This is a genomic window from Ruegeria sp. CF2 (assembly GCF_056537385.1).
The window spans coordinates 651115-668772 of sequence record NZ_JBQFRL010000001.1 but is presented as its reverse complement, the minus strand read 5'-3'; the positions used below and the strand labels follow the sequence as shown (position 1 = coordinate 668772).

The 17658-nt window shown below is 54.3% G+C and carries 19 protein-coding genes; 6 read left to right on the top strand and 13 right to left on the bottom strand.

From position 1 onward, the window contains the following. Positions 1-3 precede the first annotated feature (3 nt). Both ACR0IR_RS03285 and ACR0IR_RS03280 read right to left on the bottom strand, forming a co-directional pair. Positions 4-798, bottom strand: coding sequence for an ABC transporter permease (locus ACR0IR_RS03285; RefSeq protein ID WP_170357403.1), 795 nt, complete (start codon positions 796-798; stop codon positions 4-6). Next, entirely contained in the window at positions 795-1658 is an 864-nt protein-coding gene (locus tag ACR0IR_RS03280; protein ID WP_170363796.1) for an ABC transporter permease, read from the bottom strand. Before ACR0IR_RS03280 ends, ACR0IR_RS03285 begins: the two co-directional genes overlap by 4 nt. A gap of 191 nt (positions 1659-1849) precedes the next feature. On the opposite strand from ACR0IR_RS03280, the gene ACR0IR_RS03275 reads away from it, so the two are divergent. Next, positions 1850-2491 carry a TetR family transcriptional regulator C-terminal domain-containing protein gene (locus tag ACR0IR_RS03275; RefSeq protein ID WP_170363797.1) on the top strand — a complete coding sequence of 214 codons (642 nt, stop codon included), beginning with the start codon at positions 1850-1852 and terminating at the stop codon, positions 2489-2491. Between the two features lie 654 nt (positions 2492-3145). Here ACR0IR_RS03275 and ACR0IR_RS03270 read toward each other — a convergent pair. The 10 genes from ACR0IR_RS03270 to ACR0IR_RS03225 form a co-directional block, all read right to left on the bottom strand. Further along, positions 3146-4276: a cytochrome-c peroxidase gene (locus ACR0IR_RS03270; RefSeq protein WP_170363798.1), complete on the bottom strand. Its 1131-nt coding sequence runs from the start codon at positions 4274-4276 to the stop codon at positions 3146-3148. Next, a complete protein-coding gene (locus ACR0IR_RS03265; protein WP_170363799.1) occupies positions 4273-4446 on the bottom strand; it encodes a hypothetical protein in 174 nt (57 codons plus the stop codon). Before ACR0IR_RS03265 ends, ACR0IR_RS03270 begins: the two co-directional genes overlap by 4 nt. Before the next feature lie 200 nt (positions 4447-4646). Continuing rightward, the gene (locus tag ACR0IR_RS03260) at positions 4647-5453 is read right to left on the bottom strand and encodes an amidohydrolase family protein (RefSeq protein ID WP_170363800.1); all 807 of its coding nucleotides are present in this window, start codon (positions 5451-5453) and stop codon (positions 4647-4649) included. Positions 5454-5474: 21 nt separating this feature from the next. Continuing rightward, positions 5475-6341, bottom strand: a complete 867-nt coding sequence (locus ACR0IR_RS03255) for a dioxygenase family protein (RefSeq protein WP_170363801.1) — start codon at positions 6339-6341, stop codon at positions 5475-5477. A 10-nt stretch (positions 6342-6351) separates the two neighbouring features. After that, entirely contained in the window at positions 6352-7656 is a 1305-nt protein-coding gene (locus tag ACR0IR_RS03250; protein ID WP_170363802.1) for a TRAP transporter large permease, read from the bottom strand. Beyond that, positions 7653-8204, bottom strand: a complete 552-nt coding sequence (locus tag ACR0IR_RS03245; RefSeq protein ID WP_170363803.1) for a TRAP transporter small permease subunit — start codon at positions 8202-8204, stop codon at positions 7653-7655. Before ACR0IR_RS03245 ends, ACR0IR_RS03250 begins: the two co-directional genes overlap by 4 nt. A 30-nt stretch (positions 8205-8234) precedes the next feature. Continuing rightward, the gene (locus ACR0IR_RS03240) at positions 8235-9308 is read right to left on the bottom strand and encodes a C4-dicarboxylate TRAP transporter substrate-binding protein (protein ID WP_170363804.1); all 1074 of its coding nucleotides are present in this window, start codon (positions 9306-9308) and stop codon (positions 8235-8237) included. Between the two features lie 34 nt (positions 9309-9342). Then, positions 9343-9798 carry an OsmC family protein gene (locus ACR0IR_RS03235; RefSeq protein WP_170339947.1) on the bottom strand — a complete coding sequence of 152 codons (456 nt, stop codon included), beginning with the start codon at positions 9796-9798 and terminating at the stop codon, positions 9343-9345. A gap of 18 nt (positions 9799-9816) precedes the next feature. Continuing rightward, entirely contained in the window at positions 9817-10482 is a 666-nt protein-coding gene (locus tag ACR0IR_RS03230; RefSeq protein ID WP_170363805.1) for a malonic semialdehyde reductase, read from the bottom strand. Further along, entirely contained in the window at positions 10479-11363 is an 885-nt protein-coding gene (locus ACR0IR_RS03225; protein WP_170363806.1) for a fumarylacetoacetate hydrolase family protein, read from the bottom strand. Before ACR0IR_RS03225 ends, ACR0IR_RS03230 begins: the two co-directional genes overlap by 4 nt. Before the next feature lie 84 nt (positions 11364-11447). On the opposite strand from ACR0IR_RS03225, the gene ACR0IR_RS03220 reads away from it, so the two are divergent. The 5 genes from ACR0IR_RS03220 (at position 11448) to yghX (ending at position 16342) form a co-directional block, all read left to right on the top strand. Further along, on the top strand, positions 11448-11834 hold the full coding sequence (locus ACR0IR_RS03220; RefSeq protein ID WP_170363807.1) for a YciI family protein: 387 nt from the start codon (positions 11448-11450) through the stop codon (positions 11832-11834). Positions 11835-11876: 42 nt separating this feature from the next. Then, positions 11877-12542: a GntR family transcriptional regulator gene (locus tag ACR0IR_RS03215; protein ID WP_170363808.1), complete on the top strand. Its 666-nt coding sequence runs from the start codon at positions 11877-11879 to the stop codon at positions 12540-12542. 1 nt (position 12543) lies between these two features. Then, positions 12544-13842: a malonyl-CoA decarboxylase gene (locus tag ACR0IR_RS03210; protein ID WP_170363809.1), complete on the top strand. Its 1299-nt coding sequence runs from the start codon at positions 12544-12546 to the stop codon at positions 13840-13842. Next, the gene (locus ACR0IR_RS03205; RefSeq protein ID WP_170363810.1) at positions 13839-15362 is read left to right on the top strand and encodes a malonate--CoA ligase; all 1524 of its coding nucleotides are present in this window, start codon (positions 13839-13841) and stop codon (positions 15360-15362) included. The genes ACR0IR_RS03210 and ACR0IR_RS03205 overlap by 4 nt, the downstream gene beginning before the upstream one ends. An 89-nt stretch (positions 15363-15451) precedes the next feature. Then, on the top strand, positions 15452-16342 hold the full coding sequence (gene yghX, locus ACR0IR_RS03200) for a YghX family hydrolase (protein WP_170363811.1): 891 nt from the start codon (positions 15452-15454) through the stop codon (positions 16340-16342). 597 nt (positions 16343-16939) lie between these two features. On the opposite strand, the gene ACR0IR_RS03195 is transcribed toward yghX, so the two are convergent. After that, complete coding sequence (locus ACR0IR_RS03195) at positions 16940-17428, bottom strand: CHAP domain-containing protein (protein WP_170340103.1); 489 nt, start codon at positions 17426-17428, stop codon at positions 16940-16942. Between the last annotated feature and the right edge of the window lie 230 nt (positions 17429-17658).

Below are 17658 nucleotides of genomic sequence, written 5' to 3'. Positions count from 1 at the left end.
GCTTCAATCTGAGGACTGGATGGATCGGCGGCGGAAATATTCAGCAATCAACAGCAGCAGAACGGACGACAGCAAAAGCAGCGACCCAAGCGCCAACGTGTTGGGCAGTTTTGCCGGGAAGCGGATCTGGCTCCAGATATAGACCGGCAGTGTTGGGCTGTTTCCGGATAGGAAAAAGGCCAAGACGAACTCGTCAAACGACACTGTGAAGGTGACCAATAGGCTGGCAATGATACCCGGCGCGACGATTGGCAGGGTAACACGTCGAAACGTTCCAACAACGCTTTCACCAAGATCGAACGCGGCCTCCTCCAAAGACTGGTCGAAATCGTCAAACGCAGACTTCATAATCGACACGGAAAAGGGCAGCGCCACAAACACATGCCCAAGGATCACGGTGGTCAGCGATGGTTTCAGCCCGATGCTGATAAACAGAACCAGCATTGAACTGGCAACGATGATGCCGGGAATGACCAGTGGAAGCATGACCAATCCCTCGGACAACTCACGCCCCGTGAAGCGATAACGGACATAGGCGCGAGCTGCAAAGAGACCCAGCGAAGTTGCCATCAGGGCAGTCACGCTGCCGACGATCAGCGAATTCACCATGGCTTGCAACAGCGTGTCTTGCTGACCCAACTGCGCGTACCATTTCAACGTGAAACCTTTGAGCGGGAACGCCACGATGGTTCCGTCATTGAACGAAAACAGCGGCAACAGCAAAACCGGCAGATAGAGAAACACCAGGTAGGCGATCGCGTAAACCAGCAACCATGAGATGCGAAATACCCTGGTCATCTGATCCTCCGACCCAATGCGGTGACGACCACCACGAACAGGATCGCAACGCAGCCGACCGAAAGCATGGCGAGAAGAGACAGAGTTGCACCCAACGGCCAATTATTGGCGGCGCCAAACTGCACCTGGATCAAGTTCGCGACCATTTTTCCCTGAGATCCACCGACCAAGGCCGGAGTGACGTAATCGCCGACGGTTGGGATGAAAATGATCAGGCAGGCCGCGATGATCCCCGGCACCGTCAGGGGCAGTGTCACACGTACAAAGCGCTCCAACTTACTGCAGCCAAGGTCTGTTGCGGCCTCCAAAAGGCTGCGGTCAATCTTTTGCAGCGATACATAGATCGGCAGGATGGCAAACGGTGCCCAGGCGTGGGCGAGCGTAAGGACCACAGCAAACTCATTGTAGAGCAGGAATGTCAGTGGTTCTTGTATCAAACCCAATGAAATCAGTGCCGAGTTCAACACCCCGTTGAAACCAAGAATGAGTTTCCAACTGAACACGCGCAGAAGGTAGCTGCTCCAAAAAGGAATAGTGATCAACAACAGCCAGAGGGTCTTTTTTTGCGTACGAAAAGCAATGAAGTAGGCAATCGGATAGGCCAGACAAACCGTTGCCAAGGTCACCGCACCCGCAATTGCAACCGAACGGATCATTAGGTGTCGAACCAAGGGGTCAGTAAACGCCTCTTGGTAGTTCGCCCAAGTCACTGTCCGGTCAATCTGAACATATGTCTGGGTCCAAAAACTGTAGGCGACAAGAATACAGAGCGGTACGGCTACAAGCAGCCCCACGTAGAGCGTCGCAGGCGCGCTAAGTGCCAGGCCCTTGCCCGTCTCACTTCGTAGTGCTCCTGCCATGCTTCCCTGCTGAATGTCGTTTTCGATGCTGTGACAACAGTCGATCACAAAATGGACAATCGTCCATTTAAATCTGGGATTTTTGCACTAGTTGTGTCAACTGATTATTTCGACATAGAGGCTGGCCAATTTCGCATCGGCCACTAGACGCCACCGCAAGAGACTGAAAACAAATAGAGCCGCCTAATCATATGACCGGAAGACGACAAGAAATACGCGAACGAAATCGCCTTTCTCTGATCGAGGCCGTACTCGACTCGGTGGCAGAGAAAGGGATTTCCGAGACCTCAGTCAGCGAAATCATCCAACGCGCCAATCTGTCCCGCGGCATGATTCATCTTCATTTTGGTGGGAAAGACAACTTGGTCGACGAAGCCGCCCGCTATTCATCCGAACAATACTACAATGGCATTTATGAGTTGTTGGAAACGACCGGACAAACCGGGCAGGAACATATTGAGATGATTGTTCGGGGTGACTTGAGTGAAACCATCCTCAACAAGAAAAACGTCTCTATTTGGTACGCATTTCGAGGCGAAGCCCGAAACAGAGCAGCAATCGCTGCGTTTTCAGATACCCGCGACGCCAAGCTTCGGAACTTGGTTTTCAACGCTTTCGCTCGAATTGCAAAAGAATCTGGCACGGACCACCCTAATCAAGTTGCCAGGGACGCCACGCACGGCACACTCGCAATGCTCGAAGGCATGTGGACTGATTACCTACTCCACCCGGATTCATTTGACCGCGACGAAGCAATGAGAATTGTTTTCCGGTTTCTGCGCGCAATGTTCCCAAAGCACTTTGACCTGAATGGAGCAGTGTTGTCTGAGTAGTGATCGCGAAAGGTTTCCTGTCTGGCCATTGTCCAGATGGACGATCCTATCTTTCAGTCAACATGATGGAAGCAGAGTTCATACTTAATAAGTTCAATTGAACAGGGTGCATGGAGGTGTAGGCGGATGAGCACCGGACTCCACATTGTCCATGGCGCTGCCCTTTTTTGGCCATGCAACGTTGAGGCCGCTCGGCGAGAGCGGCCTTGCGGATACGCTTGAAATTCACTCGTGTGTAAAGATGACGCTCCTGCTTGAAATTGCTGCAGAGTGATGAATGGACGGCGGAGGATTTAGGTAAACACTGCACGCTTCGGATAAACGGCCGCAGTCTCCATATCGCGCCTTCTCTGATCAAGGTAGAGCGGCACAGCCCAAGGTACCACCCACAGAAACCCGTGGCGAAAAAATCAGCGGAGAAAGGCGGGAGTGAGTGGCGGCGCTGTCAGGCGCATTCGAACCAGTCTCAGTTTACCTCGGCAACCACGAACCGATCCGGAACAAGGTTGACTCTCCTCGCTTGAACCAGCGGGGCGGATTAGCCTGAAGGTGACCGGGATGGGCCAATGACCACATCCTCTGACCTGGAGATGAGGTCAGCCAAATTCGGCGTGCCACATAACTCAGGCGGCGCTTTGGCCGAATTGGAGTATCTCAGGGCCATGTAACGCCGGACAAAGTCTCCAAAAACATAATGAGATCAGCGATCTCCTGCTCGGACCAGCTCAGTTCTGAGAGTATGGCCTCACCGTCGGCATGCAGCCTTTCGGTATCAAGCTCGCTGTAGTGCCGGACCACCGCGTCCAAGTCGATCAAACTGCCGTCGTGCATATAGGGCGGAGTTTCAACCACACCCCGCAAACTTGGCGTACGAAAAGTCCCAAAATCAGAATGACGCCTATGCACACTGCGAACCGCCCACGCACCTTGCTTGGCGGGATCGTCGTTCCATTCCCCGTCCAGTGTGTAGACGCTTGAAAATAGGAAGTTCAACCCGCCGAACCGTCCTTCATCGACTTCGGTTTCGCTTAGGAAGTAAGGCACACCGGCGTCGTGAAATTCATTGTTGGAAAATGCCGGGCCATTGTGGCAAAGGGCACATTTCCCGCGCCCCAGAAAGAGCTTTAGACCTCTCTGAGCAGCTTCGGGATAGTTCGCAGCCGCCAACAGATCTCCGCGTTCCAGCGCATCGCGGAAACTGTCAAATTGTGTCCGCTCGGTTCTAAGCGTCTCCAAATAGGCTGACAAAGACTTGGCAGTGTTGACCAGCACCAAATCCGGGTCTTGATCTCGGATATTGCCAAAAATGGACTCAAAATCAGCAGCATAAGAACTCTCGGAGATTGCCGCCTTTAGACTTTCGCTGCTATGAGCCATCTCTTGTTCTTCGATGATCGGATGCAGACTTGCCGCCCAGAGACTATCGCTCTTGCCTCCCCAACCGTACCAGCGCAGACCCGCAAGGTTTCTCAGGGATGGGGTGTTCCGATCCAACCTGACACGGCCGAGCGCCCGTGCCTCGGATGTTGCAAATGCCTGTTCGGGGTCGTGACAACTCGCGCACGAAAAAGCGCCGTCTACCGACAGCACCGGATCGTTGAACAAAGCCGCGCCGAGCGAAATAGCTCTTGTGTCACCTGAAACGCGGTTGCTGGGGTCTGACTGGTATGTTGGCGGCCACGGCCCGAAGGAAAGCGTTTGCTGTATTTCCTCTTCGGACAATAGAATTTCTGAGTGTACCGCAACCGGAAGCGTCAAAAGCGCGGTTAAAGCCCAGAACTTCATTTGAGCGTAATCTCTGACGTGTAGGACAGCGATCGCCCTCCGATGTGAACGTCAGCCTGCAGCTCCCAGAGTCCCGGCATGTGAAACAGCAAGTCATCGACCCGGAACATTCCATCGCCCAATGCCGAAACTTCGGGAACGTAATTCAAACCGTGCCGATGAGCGGGCATGATTGCATCAACACGCACCTCATGTGCCGTTGCTTCACTGCAGACTGAAATCAGAACGGAAAACGGTTGGGCCAACGGAATTTCGCTGACACCCAAATAAACCGCAGGCGCATCAGGGGCTTCCGACCCCATGCGTTGCCCCACAGCGTCACAAGCAATTGCTGCGCCCGGTGAAGCAAGAAGCCAGGCAACCCAGCGGATCATTCTGATGCCAGCAAACGTTCAGCGTTGGCATAGGCGATGTTGTCTGCGATCCGATCCGGCAGCAGATCCAGCCATTCACGCGAAAAATCTGCGTGCGGGCCAACATAGTACCAACGTTCAGGCGCAAATGTGTCCGTCCCAACCATGAACCGTTCGGAATGCGCCTCGAACGCGGCCTTCCAATCCGGATCTAAACGGCCGCGTGAAACCATATCCGACCGAAAAGCCAAGTCCGCCCAAAGCCTGGGATAAGTGTCCAAAGCATCAGACACACTGGCCGGGTCGTCAAAGCCAGAATGCGCCCACAAAACCCGCGCCTCTGGCCAAGTCTCGAAGATCAAGTCAACTGCCTTGCGATCACCGTGGTGGTGTAAAATGAGGTTCCGCTCTTTGGCCAGTGCAATCATACGCTGGATGACCGGCGTTTTGATATCGTCGCCGTAAGCGTGAAACTCGCCGATAGCTTCGTAGTCGTTTTTGGCCAGGTTTTCTTCCAGATAATCAATTACAGTTTCATCGTGCATCCAGGTGTTGATTTCACCGCGACGACGGTACGGGCGCAACGCTGGAACGACGATGTCCGGTGCCGCGGCCAACAACAGCTGAGTGCCATTGTCGTCTGAGCTGGAAACTAGCGCTTTCCGCACGCCCGCATCCCGAAGGATTTTAGCCACCTGTTCTGGTGGCACCAATTCGACGGCGTCGTGGCTGTAATGAATATGCGCGTCGAAGATGGGCCGCTCTTGTGCGATGGCAGCACTGCAAAACAGGGCAGCGCCCAAAATGAAGATACGTTTCAGCACCTCAAGCCTCCAATCTATCAATCAGTCCTTGGCAAGCGTCACGTCGAAATTCACATGCAAGAAAGGTTCATTGATCTTACCAGAAAGCTCCATGCCATCAGGAAATTCAGAAGCTGGACGTTCAACATATGTCATCACCAGATCGTCGCGCACGCCAAACACCGTGTCTTCATCCAGATAGGGATCATCGTCGGGAAATATCTCGGTCACCAAAGTGCGATAACCGGGAGCCTTGACGATGTAATGCAGGTGCGACGGTCGCCAGGGATGGCGACCACAGGCTCGCAGAATGTCTCCGACTGGCCCATCAGATGGCACCGTATATTCAACTGGTTTGACTGTGGTGAAAGCGTAACGGCCATCTGAGCCGACCGTCATCAGACCATGGAATGAAAAGGTGTCTTGCTCTTCGTCCTGGCTTGCATAAAGGCCGTTTGGCGCCGTTTGCCAGATATCCAGCTCTGCACCGGCAATCGCGTTGCCTTCGGTATCCCGGATCACGCCTTCAGCAAGAAGGACCGGCCCGCCGTAGTGACGTTTCATATCGCCACCGATCGGCAGCGGGGGTGCGCCAGAGACGTGAAACGGCCCCAACACAGACGAACTGGTCGCGTCAGGGCTGGAATGCAGCATGTCAACCAATGACGAAAGGCCCAACACGTCCGAGGCGAGCACAAATTCATGCCTATCCTCGGTTTCCACCGCGGCGCAGCCTTCCAGAAACGCAATCCCGGCCCGCCATTCGTCATGAGTCAGGTTGGTTTCCCGAGCGAAATCATGCAGGTGTTTAACCAGGGAGCCCATGATTTCGCGCATCCGTGGATCGGAGTCTTTGGACAGGTACCCCATGAAGACGTCAGTGATATTGTCTTTGGTGACAGAGCGCATCTTGGCCTCCTTAAATCAGGGCAAGGCTGAGGATTGGGAACTCGATCAGAATGAACAGAACGATCAGCATCACGAACGCAAAGGGAAGTGCGCCCATGAACACGTCTTTGAGTGATATGCGGTCATCGTTGATCGTAGATTTGATAACGAAGCAGGATATGCCCAAAGGCGGTGTCAAAAGCCCGATTTCGGCTCCGACCACGGTGATAATGCCGAACCAGATCAGCGACATATCCAGCGCCTCGGCCATAGGTAGAAACAACGGAACAACGATTAGAATGATCGACGCCGTGTCGAGCAGTGTTCCCAGAAACAGCATCAACAGAACATAGAGCAGCATGATCGACCAAAAGGATGCGGAATTCCCCGCGAGCAGATCCTGCAGTTGATTGGGCAGCCCGGCCAGTCCCAGCATGCGGCTGTAGATTGAAGCGGCTGTGATCAGGAACAGGATCGCCGCCGTGATGTGACCGGTTTCCAGCAATGCGTCCCAGAATGCGCGGGGAGACATCGACTTGCGGGCAACCGCTATGATTAGCGCAACGAAAGCCCCGGCGGCCCCTGCTTCTACTGCCGTCAACCAACCCGTGTAGATACCACCAAGCACGATGGCAATGATGAACAGTGTCGGCAGTGTCTTGGAGGCGATCTCGCGTTCTGACATCCACTCGGTGTCTTCAACAACACGACCACCGACGAAAGCTGGGGTGAAGCGCCCCATGATCCAAATCGCGCCGACATAAGCGATTGCCAGCATAATCCCCGGAATTACCCCCGCCAGGAACATGTCCCCAACGGATTGTTCGGCCACGAAGGAATAGATGATCAGCATTGCCGACGGCGGGATGATCATCCCCAGGACCGAAGACCCGGCTACAACCCCAACCGCAAAGCGCGGGTTATAAGCCTGCGCCATCATTTGCGGGACCGAGACTTTGGTGAACACTGATGCGGACGCAATGGACGACCCGGTAACGGCCGCAAACACTGCATTTGCTCCGACGGTCGCCATTCCGATACCGCCTTTGACCTTGCGAAATCGCATGGTCATGACCTCGTAAATATCCCTGCCTAGTCCAGCTTTTGAAACGATGAGCCCCATAAAGGTAAACAGCGGGATGGTCGCAAAACTATACTCCATCGCGCTATCGCCAACCGCCACTTTCAACAGGTTGAGCGCAAGCGTGAAGTTGTCCCGCATCAGCCAGATCGACACGAACGAGACCACGCCCAGAGCGATAGGAATGTAAACGCCCGCGTAAATCAGAAAGACGATGGCGATGACCGAGATCAGGCCAATCTCGATCGGGGTCATTCCGCGGCCTCGTCATGCTCTGGGGTGCGGACAAGTTGCGGGCGGTCCTGCGCCGTGACGACCTTGAGCAGGAAGATCACGCAGGCAAGCGCAGTACCGCACGCGATGACCAGTTTGACCGGCCACCAAGGCAATGTGAAAAGACCCGGTACTCCGAAGTAGTCTTGTGTCTCCCACATGTGAAGAAATTCCGGGAAGGTTACATAAGCGATCAGGGCCATGAAGATTGCGGAAATCGCGTTGATGATGCGCCTCAGGTTGGCTGTCAGACCGGGGCGACGATGGTGTAGCAGGTTCAAAAACCCGTCCGAGCGCGTCAATCGATCCACTCTGACCACATCGGCCAGCTGCAGGAACACGATCATCACGACCGAGAATTGCACCATCTCATAGGTTCCGCGCAGTGGGGCCGAAAACAGGCCCCGCGCAATGACGTCAACATTCAGAATGACCACCAACGCCAAGACGACAAGCGTACCCAATGCGTTGGCGGCGATTGCAAGCGAATTGGCGACCCGCGACAAGCCAGCAACTGCGGTCTTCAGCATGAAAGGCCCCTTTCGTGGATCGCCAGCCAGTTATTTGGCCGTCCAGTCACGAACTCCGGTGAAACCCGCGTCCTGCAGCTTGCCGAGGTAAGCGGCCAAAATCGCGTCGCCTTGTTCTCCGTTTTCATTCAGGGTGGCTGCCCATTCCTGTGCAACATTTGGCATGGCGTTGGCCCAAGCCGCTCGTTCTTCGTCCGAAACTTCGACAATCATTCCGCCGGCTTCGGTATAGGCATCCCTTGAGGCCGCGGCGCGGTCCATAGCAATACCGGCCACATGATCACGGTAGTCGATGGCAACGGCCTTAAGAACGTCTTTGACTTCGTCGGGCAACTTTGCCCAATAGTCAGAGTTCACAGTTATCGTCTTGGAATTCACCGCACCCAAGTCAGCTTTGAGCATGTAAGGAGCGACTTCGGCGATCTTGAATGTTTTGGCAGCCTCGGGCCAAAGCATCGCACAATCGACCAGGCCAGTTTGAAGCATATTGTAGAAATCGGTCAGGCCACCACGTACCCCTGCCGCGTCTTTGATGCCTTCAAGATATCTGAGATTCAGTCCAGCTCCGGCCACTTTGCGGCCTTCCAGATCTGAAACAGCCGAAACCGGCTCTGTACAGAAAACCTGATAGGTATCGAGCACCACACCTGTTGCCAGGTAAACCTGGTTCTGCGCGGCAAACTCATTTTGCATCGCCGGGAACTCACGCGCGATTTCATCCACGGCTTTGGCCACAGCACGGGCGTCGGATGCAACGAAGGGGGTCGAACCCGAGATACCCTGACTAGGAAGTTTTGAAGAATGGAAGATCGTTGTGACGATCCCAATATCTCCAAGGCCAAGCTGGACACCTTCCAAAACACCCTTCGGCTTGACGATCGAACCGCCATAGTTCTCTTGCCAGCTCATCTTGTAGTTACCGGACTCAGCCAGCCGCTTGTCCACTTCTGGAATGAAGAAATTGGTGAATTCCTTCACCCAAAGGGCCCGATCTGGGTACCCATCAATCACAACGGCTGAAATGGTCTCTTCCGCCATACCAGGCATCGCCATGACGCTTGCCACAGCAGCCGCAACAAGGCTGCGTTTGGTCCAGTTTTTCATTTCTCTCCTCCCAGAAAGTCGGGTCTGTTGACTTTTAGCTGCTTGTTTTGACCCAGTTGACGGTCAGGTCAGTGCCTGCCGCTTCGAACAGCTTTGCGATGGCACAGTATTTGGCCGTTTCCTCACCCACGCGTGTCAGCTCCTCCTGACTGGCGGGCGTTTCACAATTCACGGTGAGTTCAATTTCCGGAAACGGAACATCGATCTCTTCTTCCATTAGGACACCACGGCGATCCAACCTGCATTTCGCGTCTATCGTCACTGTGCCAAGATCAACTCCCAAACGGTGCGCATTCTTGTGCCCGATGACGTTGGTGCAGGCGATCAGCGCTGCCATTGCGGTTTCGGTCGGAGACGGGCCAAGATTTGTTCCGCCCCGTTCGACCGGTTCGTCTACGACAACATCTAAATCACGAATGGGAATCTCGGTCCGCGCGTGCGTCGGGCATTGAGCTGTCGTGCGGTACGTGACGACAGGTTTCACTTTCATGGCCACTGGGTCACCTCCTCATGCATAAGAGCAAACCTTTTCGAATGGGAAGCGAGGCAGCTTGTGAAACAGTCCCGTTTCATCTGCGTAGCCCAGATTGCACAAAAAGTTCGACTTGAGCGTTGTTCCTGCAAAGAACTCCTCGTCGACGATCTTGTTCGAAAAGCCGGACATCGCGCCGACATCCAACCCGACAGCTCGGGCGGCGATCATGAAGTAAGCGCCCTGAAGCGTTCCGTTGCGAAAAGCTGTATCGGCCACATATTCGGGATTGTTCTCAAACAATGGCCGTCGGTCTTCGTGCGGGAAAAGAAAAGGCAATTCCCTCCAGAAGTCCATGTCATAGGCAATGATCGCCGTGACCGGCGCATCCATCATTTTTGGCACGTTCTTCGGCTTCAACGATTTGGCAAGCCGCTCTTTTCCTTCGGCACTTTTCACGAAAACGAAGCGGGCGGGCAGCGTATTCATGCTGGTCGCGCCGTTGATCGTGATGTCGTAAATCTCTTCGAGCAGATCGTCAGAAACCGGCTGGTCGGTCCAGGCATAGTGAGACCTGGACTCGCGAAGGATCAAGGCAATTGCATCTTCGGACAATCGCGGAATGCGCTGGCGCAGATCACGATGATCTTGCTGCGCCTTGGCGCGAAGTGCTTCCAGCTCTGCCCCGGTTGGTGCGGTCATGCTGCGGCGACCTTTGACTTGGCGTCTTTTTCGTCAATCACTGGGCTGGCGCAAACTCCAATGCCTTCAATCTCGACCTCGACGGTTTCGCCGGGCTTCAACCAACGGGGATTGGGCTTTTTGGCGTGTCCCACACCAGGTGGCGTGCCCAGAGCAATCAGATCCCCCGGCTCCAGAGTAGTATATTCCGAGATCGTCGCAATTACCTGCCGGACACCCCAGATCATATTGGCCGTGTTCGAACTTTGCAGGATTTCATCGCCCACACGGCTTTCGATCTTCAGACCTGATGCTCCTTCGGGCAGCTCATCCGGCGTCACGGTGAAAGGACCGATCGCGCCCGTGTCATCAAAGTTTTTGCCGGGCGTCCACTGAACGGTTTTGCGCTGATAGTCCCGCAGCGAACCATCGTTGAATACAGTGTAGCCAAAGACATAATCCAGCGCGTCCTGCTCCGAGATATGGCGGCCGCGTTTTCCAACGATCAGCATAAGCTCGGCTTCGTAGTCGAGTTTTTCCGAACACGCAGGCCGCACCATGGGTTGGCCCGCCGCCATGATCGAATTCTTACCGCGCATGAACAGCGTTGGATATTCGGGGATGTCGTAGCCGCCCTCTTTGATGTGATCCGTATAGTTCAAACCCATGCAAATGATTGTGCCGGGTGACGCCACGGGCAACGCCGGTGTGACTGAGGATAACGGCACAGCTTCCGCCGAGATGATTTTTTCAGCCAGCGAGTCGGCCAAACCTGGCTGGCCAATCAAACCCATCAAATCGGAACCGACGGCAGGGTCCAAAGCCGTTAGATTCACTGCGTTTTCACCGTTCACGGCAAAAACCGCTGTGCCTTCCGAAGTCTCTCCCACCAGGTATTTCATTGTCACCTTCCATGTTAGCTTGCTTGATTTTTGCCGACTATTTTGCAATATGTCAAATAATATCGATATTTTTGGAGGCCGCGAATGGTTGCTTGGGCAGACTACAAATCAGATGCGAAAAGCCGCGGTGCGCTTGCGTTGGAGCTTTACGTCGCGCTGAGCACGCCAGCCAAAGCGCCCGAAGATGTAAAAGCTTCACTGCCAGATCACCTGGCGTATCAGGCGCAGCTTGAACATTCGGGGCAGTTGGCTTTTGCAGGCCCCATGTCGGATGAAACCGGCGAGCATATGCAAGGGATTGGCCTCATCATCTATAGGGCCGACAGTCTCGAAGCCGCCCGAAAGCTGGCAGAAGATGACCCGATGCACAAAAGCGGTGCACGCAGCTTTGTACTTCGGCGATGGCTGATAAACGAGGGCTCGCTGAACATCTCAATCGGGCTATCGACTGGAACGAGCACGCTCAGCTAAGAGCTCCCAGCAGACTGCACCACGTAGAAGGGAATGCCAGACATGGAAGCCATGCTTGATACCGAGGTTAAAGAGACATCCGCCACTCATGGTGCGTATCGAAAGCTGCGCGAAATGATCCTGACTGGCGAGCTGCCGCCAGGCCAAAAGCTCAAGATTGAACAGCTCCGTGGGCTCCTTGAGACCGGCGCAAGCCCGGTTCGTGAAGCTCTAAGCCTTTTGACATCGGATATGTTGGTGGAACGAATTGACCAGCGCGGATTCAGGGCTGCACCAGTAAGCAAATGCAACTTCGAGGAAATCCTTATGTTGCGATGCAGTCTTGAAGAATCCGCGTTGCGCAAGTCCATCGCCAATGCAGACTCAGCCTGGGAAGACAGGCTTGTTTTGCGGCACCACCATATGAAAAAGGCGAGCCCAAAAGGGGCACACGACTTTGAAGACGCACACAAGGCGTTTCACATGGCCTTGTTGGATAATGCGAGGCTTCCTTTACTCTTGCGGTATTGCTCGCAGCTCTACGACCTGAACATCCGCTATCGATATCTGGCGGCTGGCGGGTCGAGTTACAAAAAGCGCGATATCAACGCAGAGCATCAGGAAATACTGGACGCAGCACTGGATCGCGATGCAGATAGCGCAACGCGGCATTTGATCGATCATTACCGTCGAACAGGTGAGTATCTGAGCAGTCAGATGGAGTCGTGAAATGCAGCGGAACTGGTTTCTGGGCGATTTGCTTGATCAGTTGTTCGACCGCCCCGGCAAAAAGCGGGGCAAGGATGACAAGCGATCCATCTCGGAGCTATGTGAAGCACTCTTGTCTGCGGAAGGTGAAGTATCAGGTTTCGCACTCGCATCAACGATACTGGATCGATACCAGACCTTGGACGACCCGGAAAAACTGGACTTCTTCGTTTATTTGAATGACCAGCTTGAGTTAGACGCGGATCAACTGTCTGAGACGGCGCGTCGTTATGCCGAGTGTAGAAGTGTCGATCTTTATAAAAGGCTTAGCGAGGCGGCCGAACCCAAACGGCAAGAATTGCTGCGCCGTCTGAATCAACCCTCCGGCGCGACGCAAGAGCTTGTGGCAATGCGCGTTGACCTGTTGCGTTTTCTCAAATCCAACCCCGAACTCAAGCGCACAGATGTAGATTTCGTGCATTTACTGCGAAGCTGGTTCAACCGGGGTTTTCTGGTCCTCAAACAAATCAGTTGGGATACACCAGCCCGCGTTCTGGACAAGATCGTCGCGTATGAGGCCGTCCATCAGATTCATGATCTGGACGACTTGCGGCGCCGGCTTTTCCCGCCCGACCGTCGCTGTTTTGCATTTTTTCATCCCTCAATGCCGGATGAACCGCTGATTTTTGTCGAAGTTGCTTTGACGACTGAAATTCCGAACGCGATTGATGTGCTTTTGTCCGAAGTTCGAGAACCGATCGAACCAGAACAGGCCAAAATCGCCGCATTCTACTCAATTTCAAACTGCCAAAGGGGGCTAACGGGAATCAGCTTTGGAAACCTGCTGATCAAACAGGTTGTGACCGAACTTTCGCGAGAGCTTCCGGGCCTCGACACATTTGTGACCTTGTCTCCGATACCCGGTATGAACCGGTGGTTAGCTGGCGAAACAGGACATTCCGAGCATGGCCATGCTGCCGAAGCCGTAATTGCGGGAACAGCCCCTCCGCAGGACGTGCGGGCGATGGCCGCCCGATACCTGTTACACGCCAAGCGCGAAGATGGGATGCCGCTGGACCCAGTGGCCCGCTTTCATCTGGGCAATGGAGCCGAGCTTCACGAACTGCATGCCGGGGCCGATCCGTCACAGAACGGACGATCCCAATCCGGCGGCGCAATGGTCAATTACCTCTACGACTTGAAAAAGACTGAACGTCACCACGAAGAATTTGTGACGCACGCCACAATCGAAACCTCGCGTTCCGTGCGCGCGGCTTCAACCGCAGTACTTGCGCCCAGACCAGAGGAAAATCCAGCGTGACTAACACACTTTATGACAGCTTGTTTGCCCACCACGCGGGAAACGAGGCTCCGTTCCTGCTACTCGATGACGGAAAAGTAGTGTCATATGACGCGTTTCTGAAACGCGCTGCGCAGATCGCGCATGTTTTGCGGAAAAGTGGAGTTTCTCCTGGCGACCGCATCGTTGTGCAGGCCCCAAAGTTGGCCGATACGGTTGCACTCTATGCTGCTTCAGTTCAGGCAGGTGCTGTCTATTTGCCGCTAAACACTGCTTACACAATGGCAGAATTGGACTACTTCGCATCTGACGCCCAGCCTGCGGTGATCGTCTGCGACGACAACGACGAAGCTGAGATCAAAACATTGGCGGATCGGTATGGCGCAAGGCTGCTTACCCTTGGCGGTGAAATATCAAGCTTAAGCCGCCAAGCTGACGCGCAGCCCCGCGAGTTTGAAACCGTTGATCGCGCCCCGGACGACCTTGCGGCTTTGCTTTATACGTCGGGAACCACGGGTCGCTCTAAGGGCGCAATGTTGAGCCACCAGAACCTTTTGACCAATGCGCAAGCTCTCGCGGATTTGTGGGGTATCACAAACAACGATCGCTTGGTTCACGCGTTGCCGATCTTTCACACGCACGGGCTTTTCGTGGCGATGAACACGTCACTAGTCGCCGGGTCCGAGGTTCGGCTGATGGAAAAATTCGACGTTGGAATGGTCTTGGAGGAATTACCGCATTCAACCCTTCTAATGGGCGTCCCAACTTTCTACACTCGATTGCTGGCAGATGACGGTTTCACCAAAGAGACGGCGGCGAACATGCGGTTGTTCGTGTCGGGCTCTGCCCCATTGCTGGCCGAAACCCATCAGGCGTTCGAAGCGCGCACAGGCCACCGCATCCTGGAGCGCTACGGTATGACCGAGACAAACATGAACACCTCGAACCCTTATACTGGCGAACGTCGCGCAGGAACTGTTGGCATGGCATTGCCCGGCATCGAGGTGATCGTCACTGATCCTGAAACCGGTGAGCAACTGCCCAGAGGGGCGGTTGGAATGATCGAGATACGCGGCCCTAATGTTTTCCAAGGCTATTGGCAGATGCCCGAAAAAACCGCTGCAGAACTTCGCGAGAATGGGTTCTTTATCACCGGGGATCTGGGCAAATACAGCGAGGATGGCTACCTGTCGATTGTAGGTCGTTCAAAAGACCTCATCATTACTGGCGGTTACAACGTCTACCCCAAGGAAATCGAAGACGTTTTAAACGACATCGATGGCGTACTGGAGTCGGCAGTCTTTGGCGTCCCTGACAACGACTTCGGGGAAGAGATCATTGCCGCTCTGGTTGCTGAGCCAGGCGTAGAACTCGACACGGATCAGATTGCATCAATCATCAGGGAAAGGCTGTCGCGCTTCAAACATCCGCGTCGCTACGAACTCGTCCAAGAGTTGCCACGAAACACCATGGGAAAAGTCCAAAAGAACGTTCTGCGCGATCAGCACACGAAGAAGGAACCCGCTACGGCAATATCTTAGCCGACCTGCCTAGAACTTCGAACAAACCATAACCCTGGGAACTGATAGTATCCCTCGGATTGAATCGCCACCTCATCAGGAGATTGACCATGACTCGCATGACGGCAAAAGACTTCGATCAGGAACTGCTGGATCTGTACGACTATTATGCGCACGGAAAGATCACCAAACGCCAATTTCTGGACCGCGCCGGAAAATTCGCGGTTGGCGGCTTAACGGCTGCCGCGTTATTGAACATGCTCAGTCCGAACTATGCGCTGGCACAGCAGGTGTCGTTCAACGATCCCGATATCCACGCAGACTACATAACCTACCCTTCTCCGAACGGAACGGGTGGTGTCCGAGGCTACCTTGTTCGTCCCGCTGGTGTGGAAGAACCCCTGCCCGGGGTGCTCGTGATACACGAAAACCGCGGTCTGAATCCCTACATCGAAGATGTGGCGCGACGCTTGGCGAAAGCAGGCTTTATGGCACTGGCTCCTGACGGCCTAACGTCGGTTGGCGGATACCCCGGCAACGACGCAGATGGGCGCGAGTTGCAGAAGACAGTCGACCGGGTCGAGCTGATGAATGACTTCTTCAATGGCTTCGAATACCTGTTGAACCGGGAAGACTGTACTGGGAAAGTTGGCGCTGTAGGTTTCTGCTATGGCGGTGGTGTGGTCAGCGCAATTGCCGTGGCCTACCCCGAATTGGCAGCCGGCGTGCCATTCTACGGCCGCCAACCGGCCTCCGAGGATGTGGCTAGAATTCAGGCACCGCTACTGATTCAGATGGGAGAGCTTGATGAACGCATCAACGCAGGTTGGCCGGAGTTCGAAGCTGCGCTGCAATCCAACAATAAGGTTTACGAGGCCTACATCTACGAGAATGCCAACCACGGCTTTCATAACGACAGTACGCCTCGGTATGACGAGGAAATGGCAAACTTGGCCTGGGACCGCACCATTGATTGGTTTGACACCTACCTAAAGTCCTGAACTGAGTTCGCGGAATGGCGAAGCGACGGCAAAAAATCTGTCGTCGCTTCGGTGTTCAAAAACTTCGAGAGAGCGTCATCAAACAAACTCAAAGCATTCTCGGCCAGCCCCAAATAGCTGCCTTTTTGCTGCACCAAGCTCGCGCCATTCGCCGAGGGTAGCGTTGCATGTCAGCTTCAAGGTGTCTCGATTGGTAAGAGATTGCTAAAGGTTGAAGTGATTTTAGAGGGCGGAGTGAACGGCCGCGAGCTTTTGCAATTTTGCATCCGACTTACTGGCTGCATAGTAATTCGAGAACGGTTGTTTTGGTCCGTGACCCGGTCATACCGGATCGCAATCTCGCTGCGTTCTGCCTGAACGTCCGCATTTTCCTCTGTCATGCAGCGGGTGATTTTCGGCGATGCGGTGGGTAATCTTGCTGCGAGCGCTCGCTGCGTAAATTCTTCACTTCCACGGAGGGCTCGATGCGGTCACTCGCTCTACCGCCACAATTATCCGATTTGCGGACTTTTTCCGTCACTGGCCCGCGTGAACTACTGAGCCGCTTGTGACCCATCCGTCGGATACGCACAGTGTGCGGTTCACAATTGAATTAAGTTATTCCCCAACATTGGGATAAATGAACCCGTTCACCGGGTAGAAGCTGCCATACCGGCCCGGATGACTTTCAACTCGGACCAATGTCCAATCATTGTTTTTGGATACATCCTTGACGCCCATCTTCAATGATACCTTGTTGCGGTGCCAGTTGGCGTGGTTCACGATGACTTCTCTGTCAGTGACGACATCGGATACGACAGCCACGTGACCAAGCGGCATCCCTCGGGTTGCTCGAAATGACATGACCGCACCAACAACCGGTTCATTGCCTCGCTCAAAAGTATTGCGCGCCTTGCCCCACCAGTCCTTGGCGTTTCCGCGAATTTCGATACCGCTGAGGTTACGTGCGTAGGGTACGCACCATACCCTTTGCCCTCGAGCTTGTTTTTGAGAGACCTCGCGCAACGCCATGGCCTGACGTTCTGGATCGAGATCCGCGCCGCTTGGGGCCTGAGCGCAGGCAGAAACAAGAGCAAAAAGCCCCATCGCAAACGCAGCGCGAGCAGTACCGTGCAGGCACGGCCGTTTCGTATTCGCTTTGCTGTCGCTGTTCTTCAAGACATTACATTGACGGTTTGAGGGGTCGGATAGTTTTAAGGCGATCTAATGGGTAATGAAAAGAGCCCAGCCGGATCCCCGGCAGAAATTTGCCAGTTGATATTCATCCTCGAAAGGACGAGCGCGAAACTTTGCAAAGTCAACTTTCTGTGCACAGC

Coding starts and splice junctions, on each gene's coding strand:
- ACR0IR_RS03285 (WP_170357403.1), bottom strand. CDS start 798: ATGACCAGGGTATTTCGCATCTCATGGTTGCTGGTTTACGCGATCGCC.
- ACR0IR_RS03280 (WP_170363796.1), bottom strand. CDS start 1,658: ATGGCAGGAGCACTACGAAGTGAGACGGGCAAGGGCCTGGCACTTAGC.
- ACR0IR_RS03275 (WP_170363797.1), top strand. CDS start 1,850: ATGACCGGAAGACGACAAGAAATACGCGAACGAAATCGCCTTTCTCTG.
- ACR0IR_RS03270 (WP_170363798.1), bottom strand. CDS start 4,276: ATGAAGTTCTGGGCTTTAACCGCGCTTTTGACGCTTCCGGTTGCGGTA.
- ACR0IR_RS03265 (WP_170363799.1), bottom strand. CDS start 4,446: ATGCCCGCTCATCGGCACGGTTTGAATTACGTTCCCGAAGTTTCGGCA.
- ACR0IR_RS03255 (WP_170363801.1), bottom strand. CDS start 6,341: ATGCGCTCTGTCACCAAAGACAATATCACTGACGTCTTCATGGGGTAC.
- ACR0IR_RS03250 (WP_170363802.1), bottom strand. CDS start 7,656: ATGACCCCGATCGAGATTGGCCTGATCTCGGTCATCGCCATCGTCTTT.
- ACR0IR_RS03245 (WP_170363803.1), bottom strand. CDS start 8,204: ATGCTGAAGACCGCAGTTGCTGGCTTGTCGCGGGTCGCCAATTCGCTT.
- ACR0IR_RS03240 (WP_170363804.1), bottom strand. CDS start 9,308: ATGAAAAACTGGACCAAACGCAGCCTTGTTGCGGCTGCTGTGGCAAGC.
- ACR0IR_RS03235 (WP_170339947.1), bottom strand. CDS start 9,798: ATGAAAGTGAAACCTGTCGTCACGTACCGCACGACAGCTCAATGCCCG.
- ACR0IR_RS03230 (WP_170363805.1), bottom strand. CDS start 10,482: ATGACCGCACCAACCGGGGCAGAGCTGGAAGCACTTCGCGCCAAGGCG.
- ACR0IR_RS03225 (WP_170363806.1), bottom strand. CDS start 11,363: ATGAAATACCTGGTGGGAGAGACTTCGGAAGGCACAGCGGTTTTTGCC.
- ACR0IR_RS03220 (WP_170363807.1), top strand. CDS start 11,448: ATGGTTGCTTGGGCAGACTACAAATCAGATGCGAAAAGCCGCGGTGCG.
- ACR0IR_RS03215 (WP_170363808.1), top strand. CDS start 11,877: ATGGAAGCCATGCTTGATACCGAGGTTAAAGAGACATCCGCCACTCAT.
- ACR0IR_RS03210 (WP_170363809.1), top strand. CDS start 12,544: ATGCAGCGGAACTGGTTTCTGGGCGATTTGCTTGATCAGTTGTTCGAC.
- yghX (WP_170363811.1), top strand. CDS start 15,452: ATGACTCGCATGACGGCAAAAGACTTCGATCAGGAACTGCTGGATCTG.
- ACR0IR_RS03195 (WP_170340103.1), bottom strand. CDS start 17,428: ATGGGGCTTTTTGCTCTTGTTTCTGCCTGCGCTCAGGCCCCAAGCGGC.